Raw genomic sequence first — 11694 nt, 5'->3', positions numbered from 1 at the left:
TGACAATAGCGTTTTGGACCCACCTGACTCCATGCCGAACTCAGTAGTGAAACGAAACAGCGCCGATGATAGTGTAGCATTTGCTATGTGAAAGTAGGACATTACCAGGCTTCAAATTGTAGAGAGCCCGACTAGAAATAGTCGGGCTTTTTTACGTCTGCAGAAAAGTAAAATACGCGCAATTAACACACTCACATCAACACCTATCACGTAGGTCGGGCGAGCACAGCGACTCAAGACACAAAGAGAGTGTAGCATTTCACTGTGACTCTCCACCGCTGTGGGCACTACGACATCACAAGGCTTAAAATTGTAGAGAGCATGACTAGAAATAGTCGGTTTTTTTACGTCTGCAGAAAATGAAATGTGCGAATTAACACACTCATAGCAACACCATCACGTAGGTCGGGCGAGCACAGCGACTCCCAACGTTAAAATCACATTATAGTGTTCTTATTTCACGAGCTGGATTACCCGCTACTACGGTATTAGCCATTACATTTTTAGTAACCACAGCACCCGCACCCACAATACTATTTTCGCCTATATTAACTCCAGCAAGAATAATAGCGCCTGCGCCAATCCATACGTTATTGCCTAACGCGATAGGTGCTGCAAAGTTTTCCTTATTAAGCCTTTCTGCTGGATTAGTAGCATGTGACACAGCTAAAAGCTGAACGTTCGGGCCTATTAAGCAGTCATCACCTATGGTGATTGAGTAATTGGCTAATGGCGAATCGAGAAGTGTGCAATTAACATTCATAAAAGTACGATCACCAATAACTATTTGATTGCCATAATCGCAATGAAAACCTGATTCTATAATTACCTCTTCACCGCATTGTGCGAACAGCTCTTTAATACGCTTTAAATTACCTTTGCTCGGGCTTTTATTGAATAATCGGCATATCTCGCCTGTTTGTTTTCTTTGCATTAAATATGGCTTAGTCACGCTATTAAATAATTTCATTGAGTTTGTTATTCATTTATATGCATACATTATTAAGTATTATCTCATGCTTATATATTTTACTGAAAAGTTGTTATTACCTTTTTGTATGGGCTAAAAAGGTTTTAAACAAATTTTGACTTTTATTATATTCCTTTTTAAAAAAAGCTTTAATAATGTAAAATTCATGTTACAAGGAGTAAGTAATGAAATTAAATAAACTAACTAAATTATTCTGTTTAACAATTATTTTAGCCGGTTGTGGGGGAGGGGGTAATGATGCCAGCCAACCTGCTAATAATGATTCTGGTTCTTCTGGAAAAACTAAATTTGTTAAGTCTGATTATCAAAATATGCCTACCTATGACGGTGAATTATCTTTATTCGAAATAACAGCAAGTAATGTAACTCAACTAACAACTCAGTACTCATATCTAATAGATAGCCTAAATTCCATAGTATTTGGAGAGGATTATCAAAATCTATTTCTCCACGACCCAGTGCTAGATAACCAATCTGATAATTTCGGTTGTGTTACTGGCTCTGCTGACATGAAAGAGGAAGAGGCTAATCAGCACTATATAATTACTTATAACAATTGCTCTGCTGCTGGGTGGGTTTTTAATGGGCAATCTGATATTTATATCGAAAACTCTAACGCTGAATTTGTTTTAGAATATGGGGTAGTACCTAGTTTAACAATTAGTAACGAAGTGCTTGGGGTTACCTATTTAACAGAAGGTTTTGCTATTGCTAATAGTCAGGGAGTTAATAGTGACAGTAGCGCTACTGTGAATATTCAATTTAAAGGTGCTGATGAAAATTCCCTTGATATTTTATTCTCTAATGTAAGGCTTGATGCTGTTTTAGATGCAACCAATGTTGGGTATGGTATTGGTTTTAATGGCGAAGTTTATTTTAGTGATTTAGGAAAACTAACAATAAAAACTGATGAGTTTTATCCAACCAATGATATATCTCTGCCTTCAATAATAGGAGCAAAGTACACCCTAATATCACAAAATACTGCTAGTGTAGCTCTCAAAGCTAATGGCATTTCGACCATACATCTATCTAATGAATTTTTGCCACTAGAGTTTTATTTAACTGACTTAGATAATGTTTATAACAATACTGCCAACTCTATTCCTATAGCAAGTATTTCAGGCTCGAACAAAGCTCTACGACACTCTATCCTTACTCTTGATGCAACGCAGTCCAAGGACCCTGATTTTGAACCATTAGGTTATGAGTGGAAATTAATAACTTTTCCGCAGAATGCTAGTTGGCAACTTGGCACCGGTAGCAAAATTGACTTTATTGGAGACCTACCTGGCCTTTATCGTATTTCGTTAACAGTTGTAGACCCAAGTGGTGCAGAAAATACTGTGGAGCATGAGTTTAAATTAGAAAAACTGCCAGCAATTGTTTCTGACATTACTGCATATGATGAAATAGAATTAGGTGAACACTATACAGCCATTATTAACTTATCTAATGATGAGTTCGATGGTCCTTTTGAATACAAAATTGCTTATGGGCCAAGTAATATCTCGATTTCAGAACAAGGAGAGATTAATTGGTTAAGCAACGCGCCTGACTTTGGTAGTAATTTAAACGTAAATTTTGCTGTTGATATCTCAAACTCTGACAATCAAATAAGAATTAAGCACCAAATCAACCTTCAATCACTCGGTGGCGTAGATAATCGCTCAGTTGGTTATGTGAACAACTCAACATCCAGTGTAGCTTCAATTAAGCTTTCGAACCAAAAAAGGGGTGTATTACGCGGTAATGATAATTATATCTTAAGTCTCAGTGAGACAGGGTTGCTAGAATACAATAAATGGATACCTCCCTTACCTTCAAATGTTGAGCATGTAGGTGCATTTCTTAATCAGTCAGGGACGCAACTAAATTGGCTAAGTATTACTTACAACCAAGAGGCAGCTAAGCATCAAATATTTTTAACTAATGAGGGCTCAAGTAGTTTGCTGATAGATGATGTTTCGGCTGAAAATTATAACTCTATGGTATTTGATTACAACGGCGATGGTATTGAAGATATTCTTCTTTCGGCGGGGCATTCGTATGATAGCTATCTTATTAATGGAAATGATCTTTCTATCACTACGCTTATTGTTGCGCCGGACCTTTCACTTAATTATTCAAATCGCTTGATTCAAGTTTGTGATTTGAATAACGACGGCTTTAAAGAGTTAATTGATAGGGAAAGTATATTTGATGTCAAACAGAACAAATACCTGATAGGACCCTATTCTGAATATAAATTTAAGGCATTTACCAGTGGTGATAATTGTCGTGTAACTAGATATAAGGCCTCCGAACATTATAGTGAACTAATATGGTGGGAAGGTGGTGAACTGCAGGTGGGTAGTGAAAAGTTTGAGACTAATTTCAATGATGGTATTTCGATTAGCCTTGAAGTAGATAGTCCTTATAGTCATGTTTATTTTTCTAATTCAAAAGAGCTTTATTACTTTGATCAGCAGTGGCAATTGTTCTCTGTATCTATTGCTGAAAACCCCATTGGGAGAGTAATAGGTGCTGTTGATTTTGATAATGATGGAATACAGTCATTATTAGTAAGCAAAACAGATAGTTTAGAAGGAAGTTATTTATACGAAGAATATGCGATGCAAAGCTTTAGCTATGAGAATGGGCTATGGCAGCTTGAGTATTCATCAGTGGCTCAAGGTCAACTTCCTAATCTCCATATTGTTGGTGCTGTTGATGATACGGTTAGCATTTCAGATTTTGGCCGTTCGGCTAAGGTAACGCACAATAATGCACCTGTTACTTTCACTGGAGAGATGCTGTTAACGCAAGATAATGAAAATCAAATTGAGTATTCATTAACTCAAATTAACAACGAGACATTTATTGTTAAACGCAATACAGGTTCAACCAGTGTAATTTGGCAAACTAGCGTTGCAGAAGTGACTTTTTCTAATTCGTATGATTTTGCTTTTACAGAGTCCGAAACACACTTGAGCTTTAAAAGTGATATTAGATATTACACAATCGCTAAACAAACAGGAGAAGTCGTATCAAGAGCCTACTTTCCTTACTTGCCGTCTGAGGAGTTGTCAAAAATAATAATAGGTTATTACGATTTAGGTATAGCTTTTTACGAAAATCCAAGCTTATCACCCATATCAATTGACAGTAGCAATTGGCCTGTACCTTTAGATTTCTTACAAGAAACAACAAGCCATGTAGCGCATGTACATGCTATTCAGCTAGATTCAGATCCTCAACTAGAGCTAATAATTGATTATCGTACTTTTGGTACTTTCGATGAAGAAGGTGGTTTAATAGTATTAGATACGAAAACGAAAGCATTAGAAATTTTGGACGAACAACAAATTAAGGGCTTTACAATTTACCACAAAGAGAAAATCCTCGATGAAGCTATAGGTGGCGTTTATGGCCGAAACTATCTGGCGCATTACTCTATAGAAAAAACAATTAGCCTAGTGGATAAGTTATCAAATCAAGTTATTTGGGAGAGTCCACAAATCTCGAATAATTACCACGATGTATTAATTCAAAAAGATGAGCGTGATTCTTGGAGTTTATATATTTTAGGTAGTGAGTTTTTAATATATCCTTATTTGAACTAAAAAATAATAGCGTGCTCAGTAATCTAGTTTCTAGCTCACTGAGCAAGTTAGAATGTTTCACCACATCTACATGCTGTTAAATTAAAAAGCGCACATTGCGCTTTTTTTACTCATTCACTTGCCATTTAGGTTGTTTCGTTTAAAATCGCATAACTTTCGAAATGAAACTTAATTCACGAGCTTTATGACTAAACGAAACACACAGCAGCGTCGTCACAATATACTGGTTCAAGTTAATGAATTAGGTGAAGTAGCCGTTGAAAAGTTAGCACAGCAGTTTCAAACATCTGAAGTAACCATTCGAAAAGATTTAACCGCGCTTGAAAAAAGTGGCTTATTGCTGCGCCGTTACGGCGGTGCTATTGCTCTGCCTAAAGAAATTGTTAGCGATGAAATAGATTCAAAGCGCAAAGTCGCAATAGCTAAGGCTGCAGCAAAACTTATAAAAGATCATAACCGCATTATTATTGATAGCGGGCGTACTACTGCTGCGATGATCCCCGAGCTTGCTGATAAGCGTGGGCTAGTTGTAATGACAAACGCAATTAAAGTAGCGAGTCGTTTATTAGCACTTGAGAACGAGCCAACACTTTTGATGACTGGTGGGACGTGGGATCCGCATTCTGAGTCGTTTCAGGGGCAAGTTGCCGAAAATGTATTATGCTCTTACGACTTCGATCAGCTATTTATTGGCGCTGACGGTATAGACGTAAAACGTGGTACAACAACCTTTAATGAGTTAGTGGGTTTGAGCCAAGTAATGGCAAAAGCCGCCCGTGAAGTAATTGTGATGGTTGAATCAGATAAGATTGGCCGAAAAATACCAAATTTAGAATTACCGTGGGAAATAGTAACCACATTAATAACCGACGATGGCTTGGCAGACGATAAGCGCAAAGCAATTGAGGCGTGTGGTGTAAAACTAATTTGTGCAGAGATTATTGATTAGTAACTACAAAGTGAGTTACTAGAATTAAAAAATTAATGGAGACACTATGTGTGGAATAGTTGGGGCAGTTGCAGAACGTCCAGTAAACAAAATTTTAGTTGAAGGCCTTAAACGTCTTGAATACCGTGGTTATGACTCAGCAGGCGTAGCATTGCTTGATGGCAACACACTTAATACTGTAAAAGCAGTAGGTAAGGTAGTTAACGTAGAAGCTGCACTTGAGAAAGCAGGCGTTAGCGGCCATACAGGTATTGCACACACACGCTGGGCAACACACGGTAGCGTTACTGAAGAAAACGCTCACCCGCATGTATCAAACAATCAGCTGGCACTTGTGCATAACGGTATTATTGAAAACCACGCAAGTCTGCGCGCATCGCTTAAAGAAGAAGGCTACAAGTTCTTATCTGAAACCGATACCGAAGTAATGGTGCACTTAATTCATAAGCTTTGTAAGCAGCACACTAGTTTACTTGCAGCAGTACAGGCAGCTGTTAAGCAATTTGAAGGTGCGTTTGGTACAGTTGTATTTGATAAAGCAAACGACAACGAAATCATTGTAGCGCGCTCAGGTAGCCCACTTGTTATTGGTTTAGGCCTTGGCGAAAACTTTATAGCGTCTGATCAGTTAGCACTTTTACCTGTTACTCGTAGCTTCATCTTTTTAGAAGAAGGCGATGTAGCGCGTATTACACGTGACACAGTAGAAATTTTTGATGAAAATGGCGACGCTGTAGAGCGTGAAGTGATTGAATCAAACATTACGCAAGATGCATCAGGCAAAGGCGATTACCGCCACTACATGCTAAAAGAAATCTACGAGCAGCCACTTGCAGTACGTAATACTCTTGAAGGGCGTTTAAACGGCGATCGCGTAGCAATTGATGCGTTTGGCGAAAGCGCTCAGCAAATATTTAAAGATGTAAAACATGTGCAAATTATTGCCTGTGGCACGTCTTACCATTCAGGTATGGTTGCACGTTATTGGCTTGAGCAATTTGCAGGCGTTAGCTGTAATGTAGAAATAGCTTCTGAATTTAGATACCGTCAGTCGTTTGTTCATGAAAATAGCTTACTTGTTACTATTTCTCAATCGGGTGAAACTGCCGATACGCTAGCTGCATTACGCCTAGCTAAAGAGCAAGGTTACATGGCCTCAATGACTATTTGTAACGTACCTGGTTCATCGCTTGTACGCGAATCAGATCTTGCCTTTATGACCAAAGCTGGCGCTGAAATAGGCGTGGCTTCTACTAAAGCATTTACAACGCAATTAGTTGGTTTGTTAATGCTTACTGCGTCTATAGCTCAAGAAAAACAGCTTGATCAAAGTGCTATTGTAAATGCTATAAAAGTACTACCTGCTAAGCTTGAAGAAACATTACTGCTTGCAGATGGCATTGCAGACCTTGCAGAAGAATTTGCCGACAAGCACCACTCATTGTTTTTAGGTCGTGGCTCACAATACCCAATCGCGATGGAAGGTGCGCTTAAACTTAAAGAGATTTCTTACATTCACGCAGAAGCCTACGCAGCGGGCGAGCTAAAACATGGCCCACTCGCACTTATTGATGCTGACATGCCAATTATTGTTGTAGCACCAAACAATGAGTTATTAGAAAAGCTTAAATCAAACGTAGAAGAAGTACGCGCACGTGGCGGCATTATTTACGTATTCGCAGATAAAGATTCACACTTTGAGTCAGACGACACAATGCGTGTTATCAACGTAAACCACACTGACGACATTATTGCGCCAATTGTTTACACACTGCCATTACAGTTACTGTCGTACTACGTAGCGGTAATTAAAGGTACCGACGTTGACCAACCTCGTAACTTAGCTAAATCTGTTACGGTTGAGTAAAATCAATAGGTTATTATTTATTAGTTAAAACTAAAAAGGCGCTCGATGCGCCTTTTTTTGTACCTCAAAGCCTGTTAGATTAAATAACACACTATTTTCTAAAGGATTAGCTATGCGTTTATTCACTGCTATTTTTATATGTAGCTTATTTATAGTTTCTAATAACACACTTGCAGAGCCTGATTTAAAACAGCAAACCATTAGCTATAAGCAACAAACGCATACTATCAATTCAGTAATTTTAAATGAGCTACGTACCGTTGTAGTTCAACTTCCAAAGAGTTACCAAGCTAATCCAAACAAAGTTTATCCAGTTATTTATCGCCTAGATGGCGCGGGTAACATACCGCTTATAAGTGCTGTAATGGATCGACTGCAAAATAATAATCTTGCGCCTGAGGTTATTATTGTCGCTATTGAAAACACTAATCGCTTAAGAGATTTATACCCCACAGTTAATAAAGAGCCACAAGGCCCGGTAGGTGAAGGTGGTGGTGCAGCAAGGTTTTTAGCATTTATTGAGCAAGAGCTTATGCCCTTAATTAATAAAAACTATCGTACGCATAACTTTAATGTGATTGCTGGGGGCTCAGCAGCAGGCGTGTTTGCACTTTATACTATGCAAGCTAACCCTGAGCTTTTCCAAGCGCATATTGCTTACAGCCCTGCCGTTTGGTGGAACTATGGCGCATCGGTAAAAAGTACAAAATCGTTTATAGCTAAAACAAAAGACCTGAATAACTACGTTTATATCAATATTGGCGAAGAAGCCGGCATAATGCGTGAAAGATACGATGAATTACAGCAATCACTGCAATCGCATAAAGTGCGAGAGCTACGCTTCTTTAGTAATGCGTTTGACGGTGTCTCGCATAACCTGACTTCCGTTGCTGGTGCATTTAATGCCTATCACAACTTATTTTTGCCTAAACAAATGCCCATAAGTGATTTAACTGACGATGTAGCCTCTATTGATGCTTATTATCAAAACTTATCTCAACAATGGGGCGAGCAGGTTGCGCCACCAGACCGCGCTGTTAGATCACTCGGTTATAACTTAACGGGCAGCAAGCAGTTTACCCGCGCTATAGAGGTGTTTAAGTACAATATAAAAAACTACCCAAAATCAGTCGATGCGCTTTCAGCCTTATCTTATGGCTATGAAATGCAGGGGGATACTCGTCAAGCGCTTGAAAATATGGAATCTGCTCTAGCAATTGCAGATGACTCATACCCTTATATAAATTACTTAAAAGAAACAAAAGCTAGACTACAAATAGCTTTAGGCAAAGACGAAACATAACCACTTTTTAATCCAACTCGATTGTTATATATTTAAAGAGAAAAGGGAGTAACAGCTTTTCTCTTTTTCTAAAACCACATTAAAATCACTAACCCCTACTTAACGGGTAATAAATACGCTAAAATTGCAGGCTATTTTAGTAATGAGCCCGCAAATTTTATGACCTCAGCCGCAAATCCTAGTAATTTCAACGATCTTGGCCTAATTCCAGAGCTAATTGCTCGATTGTCTGATCTTGAATACACACAACCTACACCTATTCAGGCACAAGCAATTCCGAGTATTTTGACGGGAAGTGACTTAATTGCGGGGGCAAATACTGGCTCAGGTAAAACAGCGACGTTTGCTTTACCTATGCTACAAACCCTATTTTTAGAGCAGGGCGCTAAAAATACTGCCAGCAAAGGTAACTTTGTTACTGGGCTTATTTTGGTACCTACTCGCGAGCTTGCAACGCAGGTGGCCGATAGCGTTAAATCGTATTCTGCTAACTTTAATGGCGCAATTAAAACGGTGGCCGTGTTTGGTGGTGTGTCGGTTAATACACAAATGCAGGCACTGCGCGGCGGCGCCGATATTATTGTTGCAACGCCAGGTCGTTTGCTTGATTTAATCTCAAGCAATGCGATTAAGCTCGATAAACTAAATACGCTTGTTCTTGATGAAGCCGACCGTATGCTAAGCCTTGGCTTTACCGAAGAGCTGGCTGATCTTTTAGCGTTAATGCCTGCTAAAAAACAAACCATGTTGTTTTCAGCGACCTTCCCAGAGCAAGTTAAGCTATTAACGCAAGAGCTTTTAAACGAGCCAGTTGAAATACAAGTTCAAAGCAAAGACGAAAGCACCTTAGTACAACGTGTTTTTACGGTTAATAAAGGCGAAAAAACCACGGTTTTAGCGCATTTAATTAAAACACATAAATGGCGCCAAGCATTGATTTTTGTGAACGCGAAAAAAGACTGTGAGCACCTAGCGGCTAAGCTTGAAAAACGCGGTGTTAACGCACAAGTTTTCCATGGTGATAAAGGCCAAAGTGAGCGTACTCGTGTAATAGAAAAATTTAAAGCTGGCGAAATCGAAGTACTTATAGCCACCGATATTGCTGCACGTGGTTTAGATATTGAAAAGCTGCCAGTGGTAATAAACTTTAATCTACCACGAAGCCCTTCTGATTATATGCACCGTATTGGTCGAAGCGGCCGTGCTGGTGAAGTAGGCTTAGCACTTTCATTGGTTGATTATGAAGATTTGCATCACTTTAAAATAATCGAGAAGAAAAACAAACTACGTCTTGAACGTGAGGAAATAGCTGGCTTTGCCGTTAACCAAGCTAATCTTGATGCTGCCGAGGCGCTTAAAAATGAAAAGCCGATGGCAAAACCAGAAGGTACAGGCAAGAAAAAGAAAAAAAATAAAGCGGATGATATAGATGATGTATGGAGTGGCTGGCGCCGTAAGTAACAATAGAGCTAAATAAATAGCTGTAAAAAACCCGTAATTAGTAAACCTAATTACGGGTTTTTTACTTTGTGGGTTTAACTTAAAGCGCTAGTTTTAAATTAATGGTCGTGATCGTCTTCCTCTTGCGCAATACCCAGCCAAGTAATTGCACTTGGGGCAAAAGTAAGCTCAACCTCACTTTCAATTTCTAAGTCTTCAAGGTGTACTTGCACAACGTGCTGAGCAATAGGGTCGGCTACATAAGCAAACTGACCATTTTGTGCCACTGTCATGCTAAAGCTCATGCCCTCTGGCATGGTTGATACATCTTGCTCGGTAATATCAACTTGGCCTTCAAGCTCCCAATGCATTTCGCCATTATGGTCGTGTGCACTAAATACATTTAAAAAGCCTAAGCTGTCTAATATTAAAAAGTGCTCGCCATGGGCAGAAAAAGAGTACGACACAGCACTTGCGCCATCGGCTTGTTGCCATTCTAGTTCTTCCATTTTAGCTGTTGCTGGGTTAATACTTACAATTATAGCTTCGCCACCACCGTGGCCAGATGCTACGCCAATAAAGGTCTCGCTATCTTCGTGGCCATATATACTACCAATGCGTAAATCGCCAACGGCTGCAATATTCGTTATTTTTTCAGCTTCGTATTCATCATCGTGCTGGTGGGCTAATAACACACCATCGCTACAACCAAATACTACATAATCGTGGTTTTGTGCTGCACCGTGTAAATCAGGGCACGTAACTTCTAAGGTTTGTTCTAGCTCGTATTCACCATCATGAAAATGATAAATACCTACTTGGTCTGGCAGTACTTTAGCAACCGATGTGCTTTCGCTGTCATCACGGCGAAGTGTTGATAATAAATGCTCACCGCGAGGCTTTGCTACGCCGTGCATATTAATATCGTAGCTAATACTCGGTAGCGTTGCTGTTGCGCTTGTTATGTCGTTATCTGTTAATACTTCAACAGAGGCAACTGTGCCTGAGTCTGCATCACCATCATAAAAAACAGCTAATTGGCCGTCGTGTTTTATAAGGTGAGTAGGGCGACTGCCACTTGTTAACTCATAGCTACTAGCCGCTGGGCTTTGCTCGTAGTCGTGTAAATGCTCGCCATGGTCTTCACGCCATAAACCACCATCAATAAAGCCTAAGTAATCTTGTGCGCGGCTTGCAATGACGGCATAACGAAAATCAGGTGATGACGACAGTGTGTTTGAATCATTCGTAAGGGTAAATGTTTCAAGTAAAGCGTTGTCATCTAGGTCATAAAAGCTGGCTTCGTTGCTATCGCCTGCCAGTACAGCTAATCTGCCTAATGAATCAATTGTGTAGCCATCATCATGGTCGTGATCATCATCGTCATGATCGTGCTCGTCTTCTACAACAATAGGATCTTTTTCTACAATATTGGTCTCTGCATCGCCACAGGCTGTAATAAATGTAGTGCTAATAGCCAGTGCAATAAGCTTTAATTTGTATAGTTTTTTCATGTTTATTTCCTTTAATTATAATTTT

The 11694-nt window shown here is 39.3% G+C and carries 7 protein-coding genes and 1 rRNA gene; 6 read left to right on the top strand and 2 right to left on the bottom strand.

Annotated elements, in window-relative coordinates; all coding sequences use genetic code 11:
* Positions 1-110, top strand: a 5S ribosomal RNA gene (gene rrf, locus H5118_RS14260); the annotation flags it as partial.
* Between the two features lie 332 nt (positions 111-442).
* Here rrf and H5118_RS14255 read toward each other — a convergent pair.
* On the bottom strand, positions 443-970 hold the full coding sequence (locus tag H5118_RS14255) for a sugar O-acetyltransferase (protein WP_024596997.1): 528 nt from the start codon (positions 968-970) through the stop codon (positions 443-445).
* 185 nt (positions 971-1155) lie between these two features.
* Here H5118_RS14255 and H5118_RS14250 point away from each other — a divergent pair, with 185 nt between their 5' ends.
* From H5118_RS14250 to H5118_RS14230, 5 genes are all read left to right on the top strand, one after another.
* On the top strand, positions 1156-4596 hold the full coding sequence (locus tag H5118_RS14250) for a VCBS repeat-containing protein (protein WP_182749211.1): 3441 nt from the start codon (positions 1156-1158) through the stop codon (positions 4594-4596).
* A 184-nt stretch (positions 4597-4780) separates the two neighbouring features.
* Entirely contained in the window at positions 4781-5545 is a 765-nt protein-coding gene (locus tag H5118_RS14245) for a DeoR/GlpR family DNA-binding transcription regulator (RefSeq protein ID WP_182749209.1), read from the top strand.
* Between the two features lie 46 nt (positions 5546-5591).
* Positions 5592-7412 carry a glutamine--fructose-6-phosphate transaminase (isomerizing) gene (glmS, locus tag H5118_RS14240; protein WP_182749207.1) on the top strand — a complete coding sequence of 607 codons (1821 nt, stop codon included), beginning with the start codon at positions 5592-5594 and terminating at the stop codon, positions 7410-7412.
* A 112-nt stretch (positions 7413-7524) separates the two neighbouring features.
* Entirely contained in the window at positions 7525-8715 is a 1191-nt protein-coding gene (locus tag H5118_RS14235; protein WP_182696079.1) for an alpha/beta hydrolase-fold protein, read from the top strand.
* A 159-nt stretch (positions 8716-8874) separates the two neighbouring features.
* Positions 8875-10176 carry a DEAD/DEAH box helicase gene (locus H5118_RS14230; RefSeq protein ID WP_182749205.1) on the top strand — a complete coding sequence of 434 codons (1302 nt, stop codon included), beginning with the start codon at positions 8875-8877 and terminating at the stop codon, positions 10174-10176.
* Between the two features lie 98 nt (positions 10177-10274).
* Here the strand turns inward: H5118_RS14230 and H5118_RS14225 are convergent, their stop codons facing one another.
* Positions 10275-11669: a 5-methyltetrahydrofolate--homocysteine methyltransferase gene (locus H5118_RS14225; protein ID WP_182749204.1), complete on the bottom strand. Its 1395-nt coding sequence runs from the start codon at positions 11667-11669 to the stop codon at positions 10275-10277.
* Positions 11670-11694 lie beyond the last annotated feature (25 nt).

Origin of the sequence: Pseudoalteromonas sp. SR41-1 (assembly GCF_014164015.1) — a bacterium.
GTDB lineage: Bacteria > Pseudomonadota > Gammaproteobacteria > Enterobacterales > Alteromonadaceae > Pseudoalteromonas > Pseudoalteromonas distincta.
This window is presented reverse-complemented; position numbering and strand designations above follow the sequence as displayed.